The sequence below is a fragment of the Micromonospora arida genome (assembly GCF_003857035.1).
Classification (GTDB): Bacteria; Actinomycetota; Actinomycetes; order Mycobacteriales; family Micromonosporaceae; genus Micromonospora; species Micromonospora arida.
This window is the reverse complement of record NZ_QGSY01000270.1, coordinates 1-20,040: the sequence shown is the minus strand read 5'-3', so window position 1 is coordinate 20,040 and position 20,040 is coordinate 1. Positions and strand designations below refer to the sequence as shown.

18 protein-coding genes and 1 riboswitch are annotated in these 20,040 nt (G+C 72.9%); of the genes, 9 read left to right on the top strand and 9 right to left on the bottom strand.

Annotated features, from left to right (window positions below):
- Positions 1-270: 270 nt before the first annotated feature.
- The 3 genes from DLJ58_RS26720 (at position 271) to groL (ending at position 3,615) form a co-directional block, all read left to right on the top strand.
- Positions 271-474 (top strand): cold-shock protein, encoded by a 204-nt coding sequence (locus DLJ58_RS26720; RefSeq protein ID WP_091402914.1) that lies wholly within the window; start codon positions 271-273, stop codon positions 472-474.
- A gap of 94 nt (positions 475-568) precedes the next feature.
- On the top strand, positions 569-1,720 hold the full coding sequence (locus DLJ58_RS26715) for a hypothetical protein (protein ID WP_124860374.1): 1,152 nt from the start codon (positions 569-571) through the stop codon (positions 1,718-1,720).
- A gap of 272 nt (positions 1,721-1,992) precedes the next feature.
- The gene (gene groL, locus DLJ58_RS26710; protein ID WP_124860372.1) at positions 1,993-3,615 is read left to right on the top strand and encodes a chaperonin GroEL; all 1,623 of its coding nucleotides are present in this window, start codon (positions 1,993-1,995) and stop codon (positions 3,613-3,615) included.
- 56 nt (positions 3,616-3,671) lie between these two features.
- Here the strand turns inward: groL and DLJ58_RS26705 are convergent, their stop codons facing one another.
- From DLJ58_RS26705 to DLJ58_RS26695, 3 genes are all read right to left on the bottom strand, one after another.
- Complete coding sequence (locus DLJ58_RS26705; protein ID WP_124860370.1) at positions 3,672-3,920, bottom strand: hypothetical protein; 249 nt, start codon at positions 3,918-3,920, stop codon at positions 3,672-3,674.
- 78 nt (positions 3,921-3,998) lie between these two features.
- Positions 3,999-4,934 (bottom strand): GNAT family N-acetyltransferase, encoded by a 936-nt coding sequence (locus DLJ58_RS26700; RefSeq protein WP_124860368.1) that lies wholly within the window; start codon positions 4,932-4,934, stop codon positions 3,999-4,001.
- A gap of 69 nt (positions 4,935-5,003) precedes the next feature.
- Positions 5,004-7,607 carry a S8 family serine peptidase gene (locus tag DLJ58_RS26695; protein ID WP_124860366.1) on the bottom strand — a complete coding sequence of 868 codons (2,604 nt, stop codon included), beginning with the start codon at positions 7,605-7,607 and terminating at the stop codon, positions 5,004-5,006.
- A gap of 199 nt (positions 7,608-7,806) precedes the next feature.
- On the opposite strand from DLJ58_RS26695, the gene DLJ58_RS26690 reads away from it, so the two are divergent.
- The gene (locus tag DLJ58_RS26690) at positions 7,807-9,672 is read left to right on the top strand and encodes a glycerol-3-phosphate dehydrogenase/oxidase (RefSeq protein ID WP_124860364.1); all 1,866 of its coding nucleotides are present in this window, start codon (positions 7,807-7,809) and stop codon (positions 9,670-9,672) included.
- A gap of 88 nt (positions 9,673-9,760) precedes the next feature.
- A complete protein-coding gene (locus DLJ58_RS26685; protein WP_124860362.1) occupies positions 9,761-10,297 on the top strand; it encodes a hypothetical protein in 537 nt (178 codons plus the stop codon).
- Positions 10,298-10,307: 10 nt separating this feature from the next.
- Here DLJ58_RS26685 and DLJ58_RS26680 read toward each other — a convergent pair whose 3' ends face one another.
- Positions 10,308-11,708 carry an FAD-binding oxidoreductase gene (locus DLJ58_RS26680; RefSeq protein WP_124860360.1) on the bottom strand — a complete coding sequence of 467 codons (1,401 nt, stop codon included), beginning with the start codon at positions 11,706-11,708 and terminating at the stop codon, positions 10,308-10,310.
- A 68-nt stretch (positions 11,709-11,776) separates the two neighbouring features.
- On the opposite strand from DLJ58_RS26680, the gene DLJ58_RS26675 reads away from it, so the two are divergent.
- A complete protein-coding gene (locus DLJ58_RS26675) occupies positions 11,777-12,061 on the top strand; it encodes a DUF4031 domain-containing protein (protein ID WP_124860358.1) in 285 nt (94 codons plus the stop codon).
- Here DLJ58_RS26675 and DLJ58_RS26670 read toward each other — a convergent pair.
- Positions 12,033-12,689: an HD domain-containing protein gene (locus DLJ58_RS26670; RefSeq protein WP_244219140.1), complete on the bottom strand. Its 657-nt coding sequence runs from the start codon at positions 12,687-12,689 to the stop codon at positions 12,033-12,035. The two genes, DLJ58_RS26675 and DLJ58_RS26670, sit on opposite strands and share 29 nt — an antisense overlap.
- A 106-nt stretch (positions 12,690-12,795) precedes the next feature.
- Here DLJ58_RS26670 and DLJ58_RS26665 point away from each other — a divergent pair, with 106 nt between their 5' ends.
- A complete protein-coding gene (locus DLJ58_RS26665) occupies positions 12,796-14,031 on the top strand; it encodes an FUSC family protein (protein WP_124860354.1) in 1,236 nt (411 codons plus the stop codon).
- Between the two features lie 24 nt (positions 14,032-14,055).
- Here the strand turns inward: DLJ58_RS26665 and DLJ58_RS26660 are convergent, their stop codons facing one another.
- On the bottom strand, positions 14,056-15,324 hold the full coding sequence (locus tag DLJ58_RS26660) for an aminotransferase class V-fold PLP-dependent enzyme (RefSeq protein WP_425271349.1): 1,269 nt from the start codon (positions 15,322-15,324) through the stop codon (positions 14,056-14,058).
- Positions 15,325-15,370: 46 nt separating this feature from the next.
- A riboswitch (SAM riboswitch) is annotated at positions 15,371-15,491 on the bottom strand.
- Between the two features lie 23 nt (positions 15,492-15,514).
- Between DLJ58_RS26660 and DLJ58_RS26655 the strand changes: the two genes are divergently transcribed.
- Positions 15,515-17,005, top strand: a complete 1,491-nt coding sequence (locus tag DLJ58_RS26655; protein WP_124860352.1) for a PrsW family intramembrane metalloprotease — start codon at positions 15,515-15,517, stop codon at positions 17,003-17,005.
- 41 nt (positions 17,006-17,046) lie between these two features.
- Here the strand turns inward: DLJ58_RS26655 and DLJ58_RS34135 are convergent, their stop codons facing one another.
- Both DLJ58_RS34135 and DLJ58_RS26650 read right to left on the bottom strand, forming a co-directional pair.
- Complete coding sequence (locus DLJ58_RS34135) at positions 17,047-17,214, bottom strand: hypothetical protein (protein ID WP_167337262.1); 168 nt, start codon at positions 17,212-17,214, stop codon at positions 17,047-17,049.
- 93 nt (positions 17,215-17,307) lie between these two features.
- Entirely contained in the window at positions 17,308-17,646 is a 339-nt protein-coding gene (locus DLJ58_RS26650) for a GroES family chaperonin (protein ID WP_091402887.1), read from the bottom strand.
- 105 nt (positions 17,647-17,751) lie between these two features.
- Between DLJ58_RS26650 and DLJ58_RS26645 the strand changes: the two genes are divergently transcribed.
- A complete protein-coding gene (locus DLJ58_RS26645; protein WP_244219139.1) occupies positions 17,752-19,116 on the top strand; it encodes an AI-2E family transporter in 1,365 nt (454 codons plus the stop codon).
- 155 nt (positions 19,117-19,271) lie between these two features.
- On the opposite strand, the gene DLJ58_RS26640 is transcribed toward DLJ58_RS26645, so the two are convergent.
- A partial coding sequence (locus DLJ58_RS26640) for an ATP-dependent DNA helicase (protein ID WP_244219138.1) occupies positions 19,272-20,040 on the bottom strand: 769 nt, incomplete at its 5' end.

Genomic DNA, 20,040 nt, shown 5'->3' with positions numbered 1-20,040 from the left:
CCGTCATCTCGGGGCCGCCCTGCGCCCCTCCCTCAATTCGCAATGACGCGGGCGAATCCGGTGGCTCCGGAACTCGGCCGATCAGCGCGGTCGGAACGCCTCGAAGTGTGTCTGATTTGTGGCCGTGCGCGGCCGTCACTCCTCGTGTAGCGTGCGATTTCGGTCACCTGCTTCAATGGCGGTCATCGATCGCTGAGTCGGTGCTCCGGGGCGCCCGGCCGTGCCGTGCGCCGAGTCAGGCAACGCCGCGCAGAGTGAGGGAAGTGCACCGTGGCACAGGGCTCAGTGAAGTGGTTCAACGCCGAAAAGGGCTACGGCTTCATCGCCGTCGACGGCGGTCAGGACGTGTTCGTCCATTTCTCCGCGATCGAGATGGACGGTTACAAGGCGCTGGACGACGGTCAGCGGGTCGAGTTCGAGATCACCCAGGGTCAGAAGGGCCCACAGGCAGAGCACGTACGCGTCATCGGCTGATCTTCCTGGCCGATCGGCCCCGCGAGTCGGGGCTGCGGCAGGGGCGCGCAGCCGGGAAGATCGTGAACCGTTCCAGCCGATGTGAGGAGCGTTCATGACCGACCAGCCGCCCCCGCCCACTCCGTCCCCCGGGTCGGGGGAGCCGGACCCGTCCTCGCCCGCAGGCAGCCCCGGCCCCGCCGGTCCGCCGCCCGGCTGGGGGTCGGGCATGCCTCCGGCCGGCCCCGCCGGTCCGCCGCCCGGCTGGGATCCCGCGCAGAGTGCCTGGGGTGCGGCCCCGCCGCCGCAGGGATGGGCGTTCCCGCCCACCGGGGGCTACCCGCCCGGGTCGGGTCCCTACGGGGGGCAGCCGTGGTACCCGGGGCCGCCGGTCGGCTGGTACCCGCCGGGTTACGGATTCGACGCGAACGACGCCCTGGTCACGCCGCCCGGTGCCGGCATCGGCGGCTGGTTCAACCGGTGCGGGGGAGCGCTGCGTCGGGGCTGGCGGCAGTTGGTGCCGATCATGCTGCTCACCCAGGTGCTGCCGGCGGCGGTGCTCTCGGTGGTCTCCCTCGGTCTGGACCCGTCGGCGAAGTGGGCCGCCCAGGCCGAATCGACGTCGGCCCCCGCGCTGCCGGACAATTTCGCCGCCGAGTTGCTGAGCCTCCTGGTCCTGCTGGTCGGCGGCAGCCTGGTGGTCGGGTTGGTGCAGGCCGTCGGGTGGGCCGCCGGCACCTGGGTGATCACCCAACAGGCGGCCGGTCAGCCGGCCAGCCTGGAGTCGGCGCTGCGCTACGGCCTGCGTCGGGCACTCGGGCTGTGGGGCTGGACCCTGTTGGTCAGTCTGCTCGTCGGCGTCGGTGTCTGTTTCTGCGTGCTGCCGGGCATCTACCTGGCCTTCGCGCTGAGCATGGCCGGCCCGGTCTATCTCTTCGAACGGCACAACCCGATCGGTCGATCGTTCCGGATGTTCCACGACCGGCTCGGCCTGCTGCTCGGACGGGTGGCCCTGGTGGCCGTGGCGGTGCTGGTCGGCACCCTGATCCCCGGTGGCCTGGAGGGGATCGGCACCTCCGCGCTCGGAACGGATCCGTTCTCGTCGGCGGGCACCGCCGCCGGGACGGTGGTGGTGATCGGGATCACCGCCGTGCTGGCCCTGCCGGCCCACCTCGCTCAGATGATCGGTCTGCTGGTGACGTACGCCGAACAGCGCGCCCATGAGGCACCGGTGAACACCGCTGGACTGGCTGCTGAACTCGGCTGAGCGGCGGCATCGTGCTTGCACTCGGCAGGGGAGAGTGCTAAACAAGTCATTGGCACTCGCATACCGTGAGTGCCAATGGTCGGGACGGTGGGGCCAGGTTGCACCGGCGTGGAGACGCCGGGGCGGCACATGGCCGGTCGTCGCGGGCTATCCGGCCCGGCCGAAGGACGTCGTCGTCGCCAGGTGGCGACGTCCCAAGGTGCGTACACCAGGCGGCCCATCCGGGGCACACATCTCGGGTGGCCCGTGAGTGTCCAGGAGGACAACGCCGTATGGCCAAGATGATCGCGTTCGACGAAGAGGCGCGCCGCGGCCTCGAGCGGGGCATGAACCAGCTCGCCGACGCCGTAAAGGTGACCCTCGGCCCCAAGGGCCGCAACGTCGTGCTCGAGAAGAAGTGGGGTGCCCCCACCATCACCAACGATGGTGTGAGCATCGCCAAGGAGATCGAGCTCGAGGACCCGTACGAGAAGATCGGCGCTGAGCTGGTCAAGGAGGTCGCCAAGAAGACCGACGACGTTGCCGGTGACGGCACGACGACGGCGACCGTCCTGGCCCAGGCCCTGGTTCGCGAGGGCCTGCGCAACGTGGCCGCTGGCGCCAACCCGATGGCCCTGAAGCGGGGCATCGAGGCCGCGGTCGCGAGCGTCTCGGAGGAGCTGTCCAAGCTCGCCAAGGACGTCGAGACCAAGGAGCAGATCGCCTCCACCGCCTCCATCTCCGCTGGCGACAGCACCGTCGGCGAGATCATCGCCGAGGCGATGGACAAGGTCGGCAAGGAAGGCGTCATCACCGTCGAGGAGAGCAACACCTTCGGGCTGGAGCTGGAGCTCACCGAGGGTATGCGCTTCGACAAGGGCTACATCTCGGCCTACTTCATGACCGACCCGGAGCGTATGGAGGCCGTCTTCGACGACCCGTACATCCTGATCGCCAACAGCAAGATCTCGTCGGTGAAGGACCTGCTCCCGATCCTGGAGAAGGTCATGCAGTCGGGCAAGCCGCTGCTGATCATCGCCGAGGACCTGGAGGGCGAGGCCCTCGCCACCCTGGTGGTCAACAAGGTCCGTGGCACCTTCAAGTCGGTCGCCGTCAAGGCGCCGGGCTTCGGTGACCGCCGCAAGGCCATGCTGACCGACATCGCCATCCTCGCCGGTGGTCAGGTCATCAGCGAGGAGGTCGGCCTCAAGCTCGACGCCGCCAGCCTCGACATGCTGGGCCGCGCCCGCAAGGTCGTGGTGACCAAGGACGAGACCACCATCGTCGACGGTGCCGGTGACGCCGAGCAGATCCAGGGCCGGGTCAACCAGATCCGGGCCGAGATCGACAAGAGCGACTCCGACTACGACCGGGAGAAGCTGCAGGAGCGGCTGGCCAAGCTGGCCGGCGGCGTTGCGGTGATCAAGGTTGGCGCGGCCACCGAGGTCGAGCTCAAGGAGCGCAAGCACCGCATCGAGGACGCCGTTCGCAACGCGAAGGCCGCCGTCGAGGAGGGCATCGTCCCGGGTGGTGGCGTCGCGCTGGTCCAGGCCGGCAAGACCGCCTTCGACAAGCTCGACCTGGTCGGCGACGAGGCGACTGGTGCGAACATCGTCAAGGTCGCGCTGGACGCCCCGCTGCGGCAGATCGCCGTCAACGCCGGCCTTGAGGGCGGCGTCGTGGTGGAGAAGGTCCGCAACATCGAGGCTGGCCACGGCCTCAACGCCGCCAACGGCGAGTACGTCGACCTGCTGGCCGCGGGCATCATCGACCCGGCCAAGGTGACGCGCTCGGCGCTGCAGAACGCCGCTTCCATCGCGGCGCTCTTCCTCACCACCGAGGCTGTCGTCGCGGACAAGCCGGAGAAGACCCCGGCTGCCCCGGCTGGCCCGGGTGGCGGGGACATGGACTTCTGAGTCCAGTTCCGACACCGAACGGGGCGGGCCGCTGACGCGGTCCGCCCCGTTCGTCGTCAGGTCGGTAGTGGGCGCTGGTTGCGCCGCTTGTGTGCCCGGTTGTACGGCGGAAGCAGTTGGATCGGCGCGTCCACCATCTCCTGCGGCTCCTCGACCAGCGACGGCTCACCGTCGGTGGTCATCTCGGCCAGTTGCTCTGCGTCGCCGTAGTCGAGCCGGTCGAACGGCAGTTGGCCGGGGAGTTCACCCATCGGTTTCCAGGTGATCGGCGTGCCGTCCTCGGTCTGGTTGTCATCCGTGGTCATGGCTGCCTCCTCTACCGAAACGGTAGGGGGCGTCGATGGCCGATGCGGGCGAATGGATCTATGTCCTGTTTGCCCCGGTTATGCCCTGGGCAGGGTTCGCCGGTACAGGAAGAAGACCCGCTCGATCCACGCACCCGCGCTGCCCGAATAGAACGGCACCGGCCCTACCCAGCCGATCTGTGCCCGATCCAGCCCCGTCGCCCGCTGGTCGCGCAGGCAGCGCCGCAACAGCACCCCACCGATGCCCGACCCTTCCGCGGCCGGCGCGGTGCCCATCGGCCCGAACCAGCTCGGCCGGGACGACCCGTACGCGGCGAAGCCGAGCACCTCGCCGTCCCGCTCCGCCAGGTGGCAACCGGCGTCGACGCGCCCCACGGACCCGGCCAGCTCGCCGTCCCACGTTCCGCCGAAGGTGGACCGAGCGAACGCGGTCAGCGCCGGCAGGTCCGCCGGCTCCGCCCGGCGTACGGTGACGCCCTGGTCGGCCAGCCGCCGCTCCGTCGCCTCGGTGGACCGCAGTGCCGGCGACCCGTCGTACGACAGGTCCGCGGTCATGTTCCAGGCGGTCCGGTCCTGCTGGTAGCCGAGCGCGAGGGCGGCGCAGACCGCCGGCGTGTAGCGGACGTCGATTCCCGGCCACGCGTAGTACGGCGGGTTTCCGGCCAGCAACACCTCGGTCGCCCCGCGCTCGGCGAGCACCCGCTCGGCCCGCTGGAGCAGCGCCCGGCCGACGCCCCGACGCCGCTGTTCCGCAAGGACCGCCACCAGATCCACGTGCCCGATCCCCGGCTCGGTCGACGACACCGAACAGATCAGCACCCCCACCAGGTCCGCACCCCGGTACGCGCCCAGCCCGACCACCGGCCGGTCGGCGGTGGCCCGGGTCCAGAGCACGTCCACGATGGCAGCCGCCTCGGCGGCGTCCTCGGGCAGGTCGAGAGCCTGCTGGCAGAGCTGTACGACGCTGGGGACCAGGTCGGCGGTCAGCTCGGTGACGGTGATCTCGGCGTCCATGGTCGCCGACCCTAGATCACCGAGTGTCGGGTCGCACCCTCGGATCAGCACTTCAGGAAGGAAACCTGCCTATTGCTGGGCGGCGCGAACGGCGGCGTAGGCGTCGACCTGACCGGCACCGGTGACGTTCGACGGAGCACCGCAGGCGTCGGAGGGGCTGTCGGAGCGATAGGTGGGCGTCGCCGCCGTGGCGGTGTCCCGCAGGATCTGCCGGGTCCGGGTCACGTCGCCGACCAGTGCCGGGTTCGCCGACCACATCAGAGCGACCACCCCGGCCACCTGGGGGGTCGCCATCGACGTGCCGTCCAGCGCGGCGTACGTGCCGCCCGGCATGGCCGACACCACCTCCACCCCCGGTGCCAGCACGTCCGGTTTACCCGAGCCGCCCGGTACCGGCCCGCGCGAGGAGAATTCGGCGACGCGCCGCTGGGAGTCCACCGCACCCACGGTCAGCACGTCCGGGTACGGGGCGGGCGGATCGTCGATCGACGCGCACCACGGGCCGGTGTTGCCGGCCGCGGCGACCACGAAGATCCCGGCGGCGTCGAGGGCGGCGGTGGCCGGCCGCAGAACCCGCTGGTCGCAACCCTCGATGGGCGGGCAGCCCCACGAGTTGGTCAGCACCTGCGGGGCGCGCTCCGGACGGCCGTCGGTGAACGGGTCGCCCCCGGCCGGGAAGGGCGCCAACATGAACTGGAGACAGTCCAGGTAGTGCGCGGGGCTTCCGAGGTTGCGATCCAGGTTGACGCAGCCCACCCACTGCGCGTCCGGTGCCACGCCGATGCCGTCCCGCCCGACCGCGCTGCCCACCGTGTGGGTGCCGTGCCCGCCCTGGTCGGTCGGGCTCCGGGTGTCGTCCCACGGGTCGTACCAGGAGTCGTCCCCACCACGGAACCCGGCCCGCAGCGCCGGATGGGTGCCGTCCACCCCCGAGTCGGAGCTGCCGACCACGATGCCCGCGCCGGTGACCCGGAGTTGGGACCACACCCGGTCGGCGCCGATCTGGCGAATGTTCCACTCCGGGCCGGTGGGCTTGGGTGCGCTGCCCCGGTTCTGCCCGGCCGGGGCCGGCAGCGGTCGCAGGCGCTGGCTGACCAGCACCCGCGCCACCTCCGGCCGGCGGTCGAGCCAGGCCCGCACCGCCGGGCCGCCGTCCACCTCGATCGCGTTGACCAGGTAGTACGACACCGGGTCGAGGCGCAGCCGGTTCAACCCCCGGAGCAGGTCGCCCTGGCTCTGCTCGGCGGTCGTCACCAGCCGTCGGTAGACCTCCGCCGCGCGGGCGTCCCGCCCGGCCCGACCCGGCGCGGCGGCTGGAAGATCGCTCAGGTCGGCCTGCGTACGCAGCACCACGAACAGTCGCTCTCCGTACAGGCCCGGCTGACCGGGGCCGAGGTCGACCACCCCGAACGCCACCAGCAGCACCACGGCCGCCACCGCGGCGACCCGCCTGTTCGGGGTGCGTGCCGCCGGCCGGGCGAGCAGCACCGCGTACCCGATGGCGACCAGGACCGCGACGGCCAGCCCGACGCCGGCGGCGGTCGCCACCCAGAACGGGATGTCCCGGGTGCCGACCAGCAGCAGGGAGATCTCCTCCGGGTCGGTGAAGGCCAGCGGGCCGAGCGCGGCCAGGCCCACGAGCCAGCCGGTCGCCGTTGCGCCGGCGCGGATGGCCTCGGCCGGGTCGGTGGTGGGCCGCCAGGTCGCGGCCCAGAGCGCGGCCAGCGCGAAACCCACCGGCGGCACTGTCAGCAGGGCGGGCAACTGCGCGCCGGACTGCCCGGTCCCGGCCGCGAGCAGCAGCAGCGCCACCCCGGCGACCAGGCCGCCGACCAGCACCAGCCGAGCCGGCCGGGGCGGTCGCCCAACCGCGAACGGGGACCAGAAGGGGGCGTCCAGCAGAGTCGCGGCCAGCACCCCGAGCGCGGCGGCCGCCAGCAGCGCGAGCACGGTCTCCAGGAGGCCGCCGAGCGCGCCCAGCCAGGCCCACGGCAGCAGCAGCGCCAACCCGGCGGCGACCGCGAGCAGCGGCACCGGGCCGGTTCTGCGCCCGCGCCGGCCGACCGGCTCCGAGTTCCCGGTGGCTGCGGGCCGCGTGGCGTCGCCGTCTCCGGTGGCTGCGGGCCGCGTGGCGTCGCCGTCTCTGGTGGCCTCGGGCCGTGTCGCGTCGCCGTTCCCGGTGGCTGCGGGCCGTGTCGCGTCGCCGTCTCCGGTGGGTGCCGGGCCGCCGACCGAGCCAACCAGCCTGGGGTACGCCCACCGGCGCGCCGACCAGCGCACGGCGAGCGCGCTGAGCAATGCGGCACCGGCCAGCGCGGCGAGGTACGCCTCGTGGTGCACCGGCGGCACGACCCGCAGCAGTGTGAGCACGCCGAGTGCGAGTGCCCCGATCAACCAGGCCCGCCCGGTGGCCCGGACCGCGCCCGACCGGGGCAGGACGGCCAGCAGCAGGGCGGGCGTGCCGGCCAGCACCACGGTGGCCAGGCCGAGCACCGGCCAGAGCCAGCCGAGCCGGTCCCGTCCGAAGCTCAGCAGCACCTGGTCGGTGAGCCAACCACCGGTCTGGGTGCCCACGGTGACCGCAACCGTCCAGCAGCCGACCAGCACGGCCGCGACCACCGGCCACGGGGAACTGCGGTCGCTGAAGCCGGGTTGCGCAGGTTGACCTTGCATCCGAGAACCTTACGACTACGACGAAGGGTTTCGACCCGACCGTCGGGTTCCGGGGCTTCGAAGACCGTGCAGATCTTGGACAGTTTCCGTCAGGCGATGACGGAAACTGTCCAAGGTCTCCGAACGGTGGGCCTGGCTCGGGTGGCGGGACGTGTCGTGCGCTTCGGAGCAGGTGAGCGCGGTGCGGTGCGGGCGGCGAATGTCGACACGTTGGCTCGACGGTTACGGTGGACGGGTGCGCGACCCCAATGTCTCCCGATCCGTCGCCGGTCAGCTCTCACCGGTCCGCCGTGCGTCCGACCTGCGTCGACTGCGTGCCGAGCGCTTCGACGTGCTGGTCATCGGGGGCGGTGTGACCGGAGCCGGTGCCGCCCTGGACGCGGCGTCCCGTGGCCTGAAGGTGGCGCTGGTCGAGGCGCGTGACCTTGCCGCCGGGACCTCCAGCCGGTCCAGCAAGCTCATCCACGGTGGCCTGCGTTATCTGGAGCAGTTGGAGTTCCACCTGGTCCACGAGGCGCTCACCGAGCGCGGCCTGCTGGCCACCCGGCTCGCGCCGCACCTGGTACGCCCGGTGCCGATCATGGTGCCGCTGCCGGCGGGGCGGGGCCTGCGGGACCTGCCGGCCCGGGTCTTCCGCCGCTCGTACTACGGAGCCGGCGTGGCCGCGTACGACGCCTTCGCCGGGATCTTCGGTGGTGGCCGGGGCATGCCCCTGCACCGGCACCTGACCCGGGAGGGCGCCCGGCGGATCTTCCCGAGTCTGCGGGCCGACGCGCTGGCCGGGGCGATCCGCTACTACGACGGGCAGGTCGACGACGCCCGGCTGGTGGTCACCCTGGCCCGCACCGCGGCCAGCCTCGGCGCCACGGTGGTGAGCAGTGCCCGCGCCGTCGGGCTGATCCGGCAGGCGCGGGAGGTGACCGGCGTCCGTGTCCGGGACCTGGAGGCGCCGTCGGGCTCGCCGGACGCGGAGTTCGAGGTGCAGGCCCGCACCGTCATCGCCGCCACAGGCGTGTGGAGCGACGACATGTCCCGGATGCTCAACGACGTTGGCCTGCGGCCCGGCATCCGGGTGCGCGCCTCCAAGGGGGTGCACCTGGTGGTGCCCCGCTCGGCGATCACCGGCGAGACGGGGCTCATCCTGCGTACGGCGAGTTCGGTGCTCTTCGTCATCCCGTGGGGCGGGCACTGGATCATCGGCACCACCGACACCGACTGGCGGCTGGACCGCTCCCACCCGGCCGCCTCGGCCCGCGACATCGACTACCTCCTCCAGCAGGTCAACACCGTGCTGGACCGGCCGTTGACCACCGCCGACATCGAGGGGGTGTACGCCGGGCTACGGCCGCTGCTGGCCGGCGAGGCCGACTCGACCTCGAAGCTCTCCCGCGAGCACGCGGTCTTCGAGCCGATGCTCGGGCTGCTGCTGGTCGCCGGCGGCAAGTACACGACGTACCGGGTGATGGCGTCCGACGTGGTCGACCGGGCCGTTCGCCGGCTCGGCGGCGCCCGCTCGTCGCGCACCGCCGACCTGCCGCTGCTCGGCGCGGACGGGTACCCGGCCATGTGGCGGGACCGGGCCGACCTGGCGCGCCGGCACGGCGTGCCGGTGGGCGTGGTGGAGCACCTGCTGGAGCGGTACGGCACCCTCACCCTGGACCTGCTGGCGCTGATCGACGCCGATCCTCTGCTGGCGTCCCCACTGGCTGGTGCTCCGGAGTATCTGGCGGCGGAGGTCGCCTACGCGGCGCGGGCCGAGGGCGCGCTGCACCTGGAGGACGTGCTGACCCGGCGGACCCGGATCTCGTTCGAGACCAGCCACCGGGGGCTGGAGTCGGCGGAGCACACCGCCGAGTTGATGGGCGCGGTGCTCGGTTGGGACGCGGCCACCCGGGTCCGCGAGGTCGAGCACTACCGGGCCCGGGTGGAGGCGGAGCGGCAGTCCCAGTTGATGCCGGACGACGCGGCGGCGGACGCGGCTCGCCTCGGTGCTCCGGACGTCCGGGGTTACGCGGCCGACCGGGGCGACGACGATCAGGCGGAGCTGCGCTCGTCCGCTCGATGACGAATTGCGACGTTACCGATGGGTAACCATCGATACCGACCCGGATGGTGGTTTCGAACGCTACCTACGGTGGGGTAGGTTTCCGCGCGTGCTACCCCGCGCGCGCCCTCGTCTGCTCTTACCCCTGCTCGCCGTCGCACTCGTCGGCGCCCTGACCGGGTGCTCCCTCTTCGACGGAGACAAGCCGAGCACCCCGGTGGCGCAACCGACAGCCGGCACGGCGGGTGGCAGCTCGCAGCCGGAGGTCCCCACCACGGTCGCCGCCGGTCAGGTCAGCCTGCTCCAGCGGCTCGGCGAAGACGGGCCGATGCGCAGCCTGAGCGTCGAGCGGAACGGCGCGTGGCAGTGCGTCGACTGCGCCGGCGACGGCGTGACCTCCCGGGGCACCCTCGCACCGGAGCTGACCGAACGGCTCCAGGTGCTGCTCGCCAACCCGAAGCTGGCCGACGAGACCGATCAGGCCCGGCGGTACCGGACAACCTGCATCGACGCGCTGACGTCCAGCCTCATCACCTCGACCGGGCTGATCACCTCGCAGGACTGCCCGGGTGAGGAGCTCACCCCGGTCGCCGGGGAGATCCTGCTGCTGCTCACCCAGGCGACCCCTGCCGAGGTCGAGGGCTGACCGCAGCCGGTCAGAGGACCTTGCCCGGGTTGAGCAGGCCGGCCGGGTCGAGCGCCGACTTGATCGCCTGATGCACCCGGACACCGACCGGCCCGATCTCCCGGGCCAGCCAGTCCCGCTTGAGCAGCCCCACCCCGTGCTCGCCGGTGCACGTGCCGCCCAGGTCCAGGCCGAGGCGCATGATCTCGTCGAAGGCCCGCCGACCCCGCTCCACGCTCGCCGGGTCGGCACGGTCGACAACGATGTTCGGGTGCATGTTGCCGTCCCCGGCGTGCCCCACCACGCCGATCGGCACCTCGCACTCGGCCGCGATCCGGGCGACCCCGTCCAGGAGCGCGGCGAGCGCGCCGCGCGGCACCGCCACATCGTCGATCACCAGACCGCCGTTGCCGCCCGGGTAGGCGTCCGCCGCGAACTTCTCCATGGCCGGGTGGGCCAGCCGGCGAGCCTGGAGCAGGGCCGCCGCCTCCACCGCGTCGGTGGCCGCGTAGACCTCGTCGGCGCCGACGGCCTCGCACACCTCGGCCAGCACGGCCAGGTCGTCCGCCGCCCGGGTGCCGGTGTCGGCGGCGGCCAGCAGCAGGGCCTGCGCGTCGGTCCGCAACCCCATCGGCTGGTACGCCTCGATCGCCCGCAGGTGGGTCTGGTCCAGCAACTCCAGCAGGCTGGGGGTGAGCCCGCGAGCCGCGATCTCGGCCACCGCCGCGCCGGCAGTGGCGGTAGAGGGGAAGACCGCCACCAGGGTCAGCGACTCGGCCGGAGCGGGCCGCAGCGCCACGGTCACCTCGGTGATCACGCCGAGGGTGCCCTCCGAGCCGACGAACAGCCGGGTCAGGTCGTAGCCGGCCACCCCCTTGGCCGTACGCCGGCCGGTGCGCAGCACCTCACCGGAGGCGAGCACCACCTCCAGGCCGAGCACGTACTCGGTGGTCACTCCGTACTTCACACAGCACATGCCGCCGGCGTTGGTGGCCACGTTGCCGCCGATGGTGGACGACTCCCAGGAGCCGGGGTCCGGCGGGTACCAGAGGCCCTGTCCGGCCACCGCCCCGGCCAGCGTCGCGTTGACCACCCCCGGCTGGACCACCGCGATCCGGCTCACCGGGTCGATCTCCCGGATCTCGTTCATCGCGACGGTGCTGAGCACCACCGCGCCGTCCACCGCGTTCGCCGCGCCGGCCAGCCCGGTCCGCGCGCCCTGCGGCACCACCGGTACGCCGTGCCGCGCCGCCGCCTGGATCACGGCGACCACCTGCCCGGTGTCGCGCGGGCGGGTCACCACCAGCGGGACGCCGGCGGCGCACAGGTCGGCCTCGTCCCGCTGGTGCATGCGCAGCAGGTCCGGGTCGGTGAGCACGGCGTCGTCACCGAGCGCGGCGCGCAGGTCGTCGAGGAGCGCGGTGGGGGCCATGCAGCCGAGGCTAGGTCGCCGACCGGCGATCATCAACATGATCGACTGGGCGGGATAACTTGGGCACCATGCTCTACCTGGACCGGCCGGCCTGGCCGTGGCGCGGTCGGCTCTGGTCGCACCTGATCAGCGACGTCTCGTACGCCGAGCTGCACGCCTTCGCCGAGGCGCTCGGCGCGCCCCGGCGCGGCTTCGACCGGGACCACTACGACATTCCGGCCGACCGGTTCGCGGCGGCGGTGTGGCTCGGTGCCCAGGTGGTGCCGAGCCGAGAGCTGGTCCGGTTGCTCCGCGCCGCCGACCTGCGTCGGCCGAAGCACCTGGTCAGCCAGCGTTCTCCGGCTCCCCGGTGAGGGCGGCCAGCTCGCGGCGCACATTGTCCCGGGCGGGCTCTTCCCACCGGCTCGCCAGCGGTGGCGACCGGAACAGCGCGGGCAGTGCCAGCAGGCCGGTCAACACGGCGGCCCGCCCAGCCTGGAAGGCCGGCTCCGGCACATGGGCGTACTCCCGGCGGATCGCCGCCGCGTAACGCTCGTAGCGAGCCGGCGGCGCGGCCAGCACGGCCAGGTCCGCGTCGCAGAGCAGCGCACCGTCCCGGTCGCCCGGTGCCACAGTGTGCCCGGCGGTGAGCAGCACCAGCCGGCGCACCTCGGCCACCGTGGGCGCCGGCACCCCGAGCCCGGTGAGCACGCTCTCGGCCAGCGTGGCGCTGTCCCGTTCGTTGGCGTCGCCGGGGGCCCGGGGGTCGTATACCGCGTCGTGGAACCAGGCTGCCAGCCGGACGGCGTCGGCCCGCGCGGCCAGGTCGGCGTGCTGGTCCACCACATCGAGCACCGCCGTCAGGTGGGTCAGCGTGTGGTAGTGCCGGTGCGGCTCCCGCCACCGGGCGATCACCTGCTCCCCGGCCCTGGTCGTATCCGGGTCGGGCCTCGCGCCGGCACCCCGGGCCGCCGCCCGCCACCGGTCCAACAGATCAACCACCGCCCGAGTCTGCCGCATCGGCCGGTGACGCGCGGGAAGGGAGGGTTCAGCGGGCCCACCACGGGTAGTCGCGCCCATGGCCGTGGCCCGGGACAAGCGACCTCGAATGGTGCGACGTACCGCGCTGCGCAACGGGTTGGTGGACATCGACGGCGCGCGGATCGCCGAGGCCACCGAACAACTGCGTCACCGCGGCCGGGCCACCCTGCACGACCGGCTGCACCGGGTACGGATGGCCGGCGGACTCGCCGTGCAGGCCGGGCTGGCCGCCGGGCTCGCGTACCTGATCTCGCACAAGGTGCTCGGCAACCCGCAACCGGTCTTCGCGCCGATCTCCGCGGTCGGCACCCTGGCCGCGTCGGTCGGTCAGCGGTTCCGCCGGACGGTGGAGCTGATCGTCGGGGTGGGGGTCGGGGTGTTCGTCGGCGACCTCCTGATCTACCTGCTCGGCACCGGGGCGTGGCAGCTCGGCCTGGTGGTCACCGTGGCGATCCTGCTCACCATCTTCGCCGGAGCGAGCGTGGCCATCGTCATCCAGGCGGCGGCCACGCCGGTGCTGATCGTGACGCTGAGCCCGTCGACCCAGAACCTGGAGATCCCCCGCTTCGTCGACGCCTTCCTCGGCGGTGGGATCGCGCTGCTGGTCACGGCGGTGCTGCTGCCACTGAACCCGCTCCGAGTGATCAACCGGGCGGCCCGCCCCGCCCTGGACCTGCTCGCCGCCCAACTCGACGCCACCGCCGACGGGCTGCGCAACCGGGACCGCGCCGCCATCCAGGGCGCACTGGAGAGGCTGCGCAACAACAAGGAGGAGTTGGCCACGTTGGGCGAGGCCATCGAGGGGGCGAAGGAGACCGCCACCCTCTCCCCGGCCCGGTGGCACCGCCGCGACGAGCTGACCCACTACGCCGAGGCGGCCGACCCGATCGACCGGGCGATGCGCAACAGCGGCACGCTGATCCGCCGGTCCGTCACGCTGGTCGAGGACGAGGAGCCGGTGCCCGATCCCATGCCGGACGCGATCGCTCACCTCGCCGAGTCGGTCCGGCTGCTCAAGCACGAGTTCGCCGCCGGCGAGGAGCCGGAGAAGGCCCGGGAGCGGTCGCTGCGGGCGGTCAGCGAGGCCGGCCGGGGATACGGCGCCGGGGTTGGCTTCTCCGGCAGCGTGGTTATCGCCCAGATCCGGACGACCGCGAGCGACCTGCTGGTGGCCTCCGGGATCGAGCAGGAGGAGGCGAACCGGTGGATCCGTACCGCCTTCGGGGAGCAGGAGCGCCCGGTCGGTGAGCCCGCCGAGCCCGGCGAGACACCGAAGCCACCCACCGCCCCGCCGGTCGGCTGAGCGGGGGCCACCGCCGGGCGTGCCTCAGCCCAGCTCGGCCAGCGCCGCGAGCAGCCGGTCCACCTGAGCGGCCGTGCTGCCCAGCCCGATGCTGGCACGCAGCGCGGTGGGCGGCAGGTCCCGCCGGCCGGTACGCCCCGCCGCCTCGGCGAGCAGACGCCGGGCCAGCGGGTGGGCACAGAACAGCCCGTCCCGTACGCCGATGTGGTGCTCGGCGGCCAGCCGCGTGGCCACTTCGGTGGAGTCCCATCCGGCGACCACGAACGAGACGATGCCGACCCGGGGCGCGTCCGGGCCGAAGGTGCGCAGCTCGACGACGTGCGGCAGGGCGGCGAGGCCGGTCCGTAGCCGGGCCAGCAGGGCCTGCTCGTGGGCGGCCAGCGCACCCTGGTCCGCCTCGTCGAGCGCCTTGCACACCGCCGCCAGCGCGACCGCTCCGAGCAGGTTCGGGGTGCCGCCCTCGTGTCGGGCCGGGCCGGTCGCCCAGGTCACGTCGTGGGTGGCCGGCCCGACGTGACTGGTGGCCCCACCGCCGGCCAGGTAGGGCGGGGCGGTGTCCAGCCAGTCGGCCCGACCGATCAGCACTCCCGCCCCGAACGGCGCGTACAGCTTGTGGCCGGACACGGCCAGGTAGTCGACGTCGAGCGCGAGCAGGTCGACCGGGGCGTGCGGGGCGAGCTGCGCGGCGTCGAGCACGATCCGGGCACCGTGCCGGTGCGCCACCCGCGCCAGTTCGGCGACCGGCCACCGCTCACCGGTCACGTTGCTCGCACCGGTCACCGCGACCAGCACCGGCAGCGCCGGGCTGCTGCCCCGGCGCAGCTCGGTGAGGGCGGCGGCGAGATCGCGTACCGCCCCGTCGGGGTGGCTGGGCACCGGCAGCCGCACCGACCCGCGCGGCCAGGGCAGCAGGTTGGCATGGTGTTCGCCTGCGAACGTGACCACCGTGGTGCCGGCCGGCACGGCCCGCGCCAGCAGGTTGAGCGCGTCAGTGGTGTTGCGGGTGAAGATCACATGATCGTCGGCGCGAGCGCCGAAGAAGTCGCCGATCGTCTGCCGGGCCTGCTCGTACTCGAGGGTGCAGCGCCGCGACAGCGCTCCCGCTCCGCGATGCACGCTGGCGTACCAGGGCAGCAGCTCGGCCACCGCGTCGGCGGCGGCCCGGGCGCACGGCGCACTGGCCGCGTAGTCCAGGTTGATCTCGCCGGGCACGCCGAGGACGTCGAGCGGCGCGGACGGCGCCGACGGCACGGTCGGCAGGCTGGGCAGCGAGGGGACGAGAGTGACGGACACGCCGGAACCTCCGGGGTCAGGGACCCCGGGTGCGACATCGGGACGGGGTCCGCGCTTGCCCAGCACACCGATCGGGCTGGGCCCGGTCATCACCCGGGGCACCCCACCGCGAACTCGACGAGGGTTGCCGGCCAGCAAGCCGGGGCTGAACGCTGGCACTCGTGACCTGCCGGCAGCATAGCGGCTACCGATGCGACCGAACCAGCCGGCGGCGGATGGCTACGCTGACGGCATGGCCGACACCCCGCCCGGTTCACCGCTGCCGCCGTCGCCCGCCGCGCCGCCTGCGTCCGCCGCGCCATCCGTGGGCGAGCAGCCCCGGATGCCGCTGCGCCGACTGGGCTGGCGGCGGTTCCTGGCGCTGGCCGGGGTGGTGCTGTTGATCGCGGCGTGCGCGGTCTTCATGGTCTTCACGCTCGGCCAGTCGCTCGGTGTGCAGGCCCTGCTGATCGGGGTCGTCGCCGCCATCCTGCCGGTGCCGGTGCTGGTCGCCTGCTTCCTCTGGCTGGACCGGTACGAACCGGAGCCGTTGAAGTATCTGATCTTCTGCTTCGCCTGGGGGGCGTTCGTCTCCACCGCCGCCTCGCTCACGGTCAACGACTTCGCGGCCAACCGCTTCGCCGACTGGGGCCTGCCGTCCGCGCTCACCGGGGTGCTGGTGGCGCCGTTCATCGAGGAGCTGACCAAAGCGCTGGGCCCGATCCTGCTGCTGGTGTTCCGCCGCCGCGAGTGGTCCGGGATCACCGACGGCCTGGTCTACTGCGGGCTCTCCGCGGTCGGCTTCGCGATGGTGGAGAACATCCTCTACCTGGGCGGGTTGGGGTACGCGTCCGGCGCCGACCGGTACGGCCCGGCCACCGGCATCCAGCAGGTCATCGCGATCTTCATTCTGCGGATCCTGCTGTTCGGGTTCGCCCATCCCCTTTTCACCTCGATGACCGGTGTGGGGTTGGGTATCGCCTCCCGGACGGCTGACCGGCGCATCCGGGTGCTCGCCCCGATCGCCGGCCTGCTGCTGGCGATGATGCTGCACGGCACGTGGAACCTGCTGCCCACGCTGACCCAGGCCACCGGCGAAGCCATGATCATGCTGTACGGCTTCCTGGGCCTCATGGTTCCGGTCTTCTTCGGCACCGTGGGGCTGGCGCTGTGGTTGCGCGCCTGGGAGGGGCGGCTCACCGAGCGGGTCCTGCCCGACTACGTCCGCGCCGGTTGGCTCAGCCCGCCCGAGGTGGCCGCCCTGAGCGGTCTCGGCCGGCGGCACGCCGCCCGCAGTTGGGCGCGGCGCGTGGCCGGCGACGCCGGGGTGCGGGCGATGCGGGGCTACCAGTCCGCCGCGACCCGGCTGGCCCTGCTGCGCGACGGGGCGCTTCGCGGCCTGGACCGCAAACCCGCCGACCAGGAGCGGACCGCCCGTGAGGAGCGGGAGCTGCTGGACGCGATCACCGCGTACCGGTCGTTCTTCGTGGGTCGGGACCCGCAGGCACCGGCGGGGGTCTGGGACGGCAGCCGCTACCACCTGCGCTTCCCGGACGGCACGCAGCGCGCCGTCGACCCGCCGGACGAGCCGGTGGTGCCGATCCCGGTGGTGCTGGCGCCCGCCCCGGCTCCGGCGGGGTACGCCCCGCCCGGTTGGCCCGGCCTGCGCCCGGCGTCGCCCTGGCCGCCGACGCACCCCTGACAGCTGGGGCCTGACGGCTGCCGGCAGGCCAGCAGTGCCGCTCAGGTCATCAGCGAGGTGAGGAAGTCACCGAGGCCCTGGAACATCGCGATCAGCGCGGCCCCGATCGCCCGGAACATCTGCGCGGCGCCGTCCGGCCGAAAGGCCATGAAGTAGATCAGGAACGCGACACTGCCCCAGGTCAACAGCTTCTTCACGAATACCGGCATCGTCCCTCCCCAGGGCCACGGTCGCCGGATGGCTTCCCGTCGTGCGGCTGGGCAAACGGTGCGCGACGTGCCCTGGTGGCCGGGGGAGGTGCGTCAGAGGTAGAGGCCGGTCGAGTCGTTCTCGATCCGCTCGGCGGCCACGGCGTGCACGTCCCGCTCCCGCAGCAGCACGTAACCGCGGCCGTGCAGCTCGACCTCGGAGCGCTCGTCCGGGTCGAAGAGCACCCGGTCGCCGGAGACGATGGCGCGGACGTTCGGCCCCACCCCGACCGCGGTGGCCCAGGCGAGGCGCTTGCCGACCGCTGCGGTCGCCGGAATGACGATGCCAGCGGTGGAGCGGCGTTCGCCCTCACTGCCCTCCATCCGCACCAGCACACGGTCGTGCAGCAGGCGGATCGGCAGGCCGGCGTCGAGATCGTTGTCGGCGGTCACGTCGCAGACGCTACCGTGTGGCCGACGGCGGCCGGCCGGTGGTTACGCCGGAGGTGGTCGGGGCATTGTGTGGCGCAACCGCCCTACGGTGTCGGGAACGGACGTATGCTGTCCGACCTGTCGCCGTCGGCAAGCCGGGTTTTCTGCCAGGAGGTGCGCTTGAGCCGCTTCGAGCGGGTACGCGGGCGGCTTCGCCGCGCCTACCAGTCACGACAGGAGTCGGCGCGCGCCGACGAGGGCGTCTCCAGCGACGCGCTGAACGACGCGTCGGAGGCGGTGCGGGTGGCGTCGCCGGCCGTGCCGGGGCCGACCGCGCCGTCGAGCGCCACGGTCTACGGCGCGGAACCTCCGGTGGACCTGCACAGCTCCACCTCCAGCCGGGACGACGCCGACGTTCCGCACGGGCTGCGGATCGCCGCCGCGTGGTGTTGGCGACTGATCGTGATCGGCGTGGTGGCCTGGGCGCTGCTGCGGATCGTCGGCACGATCAAGATCGTGATCATTCCGCTGGCCATCGCGCTGCTGCTCTCCGCACTGCTCGCCCCGGCGGTGGGCTGGCTGCTGCGGGCCCGGTTCCCCCGGTCTCTGGCGACGGCGGTGGTGCTGGTCGGCGGCTTGGCCGCGGTGATCGGCACGCTGACGCTGGTGGTCAACGAGTTCATCCGTGGTGTGCCGGAGCTGAGCGAGAAGTCCTCGGAGGGCGTCCGGCAGATCCAGAACTGGTTGAAGACCGGCCCGCTGCACCTCTCCGACGGGCAACTCGACCGCTACATCGAGGAGGCGCAGGGCTGGATCAACAACAACACCTCGAGGTTCACCAGCGGCGCGTTGAGCACCGCCGCGACGCTGGCCGAGGTGCTGACCGGCACGCTGCTGGTGCTCTTCGCGACGTTCTTCTTCCTGCGTGACGGCAACCGGATCTGGCGTTTCCTGGTGCGGCTGCTGCCGGTGGCCGCCCGGTGGAAGGTCGACGACGCCGGCCGCGCCTCCTGGCAGACGCTTGTCGCCTACGTTCGCGCGACAGTGCTGGTCGCCTTCATCGACGCGGTCGGCATCGGCATCTTCCTGGTCATCTTCGACATCCCGTTCGCCTTCCCGCTGGCCGCGCTGGTCTTCCTCGGCGCGTTCATCCCGATCGTCGGTGCGGCGCTCTCCGGTGGCGTGGCGGTGCTGGTGGCACTCGTCGACAGCGGCCCGGTCACCGCGTTGATCATTCTCGGTGTGGTGATCGGCGTCCAGCAGATCGAGGGGCACGTGCTCCAACCGCTGATCATGGGCCGGGCGGTGGCCCTGCACCCGCTCGCGGTGATCATCGGTATCGCCGCCGGTGTCGTACTCGCCGGGATCACCGGCGCGCTGGTCTCCGTGCCGCTCATCGCGGTGCTGAACACCGCGGTCCGCCGGCTTGCCGCCCGCAGGGTCCCGGACACCCCGCCCGACGCCGTGGTCGTCGCCTCACAGGCCCCCTGAGCAACACGACGCCGCGCTCGCCCGGCCCGCTCGATCACGCACGATCCTGGAAAGAGTGGCCTCCCCGCAGCGGGAGACCACTCTTTCCTCGTTGTAGTGCGATCTTGTCGCCGTGCCGTCGCCGTGCCGTCGCCGCGGCGTCGCCCCCGGGGGCGTCAGGACTTGGCCAGGCGTTCCAGGGCGCCTCGGGCCACCTCGGGGCGGGTCGTGTACCAGAACGGGGGCAGCGAGCGGCGCAGGAACGGCCCGTAGCCTCGCGCCGTCTCCAGCCGGGAGTCGAGCACCGCGACCACGCCCCGGTCGCCGGTCGCCCGGATCAGCCGGCCCACGCCCTGCGCCAGCCTCACCGCCGCGATCGGCACGCTGACCGCCGAGAAGCCGGAGCCACCGCCCGCGTCCACGGCCGCCGCGCGGGCCGCCGCCAGCGGTTCGTCCGGGCGAGGGAAGGGCAGCCGGTCGATGACGACGAGCTGGCAGGCGTCACCCGGCACATCCACCCCCTGCCAGAGCGACATCACCCCGAACAGGCAGCTGGCGCGCTCCTCGCGGAAGCGACGCACCAGCAGCGGCAACGCCTCCTCGCCCTGGAGCAACACCGGCAGGTCGGTCCGCGCGCGCAACAGCTCCGCCGCCTGCTGCGCGGCCCGCCGGGAGGAAAAGAGCCCGAGAGTACGACCACCGAGCGCCTCGACCAGCCCGAGCAGTTCCTCTCCGGCAGCCTCGGGCAGCCCGGAAACGCTGGGGCGGGGAAGGTGCGCGGCGACGTACAGGATGCCCTGCCGGGCGTAGTCGAACGGCGAACCAACGTCCAGTGACCGCCAACCGGGGCCCTCGGTGGCCGGGACGAGGGCGTTCGGGGTGACGTCGCCGGCGAGGCGACGGCCCGGCGCCTCGGCAGCCGGCCGGCCGGGGCCGGTGCGGGCG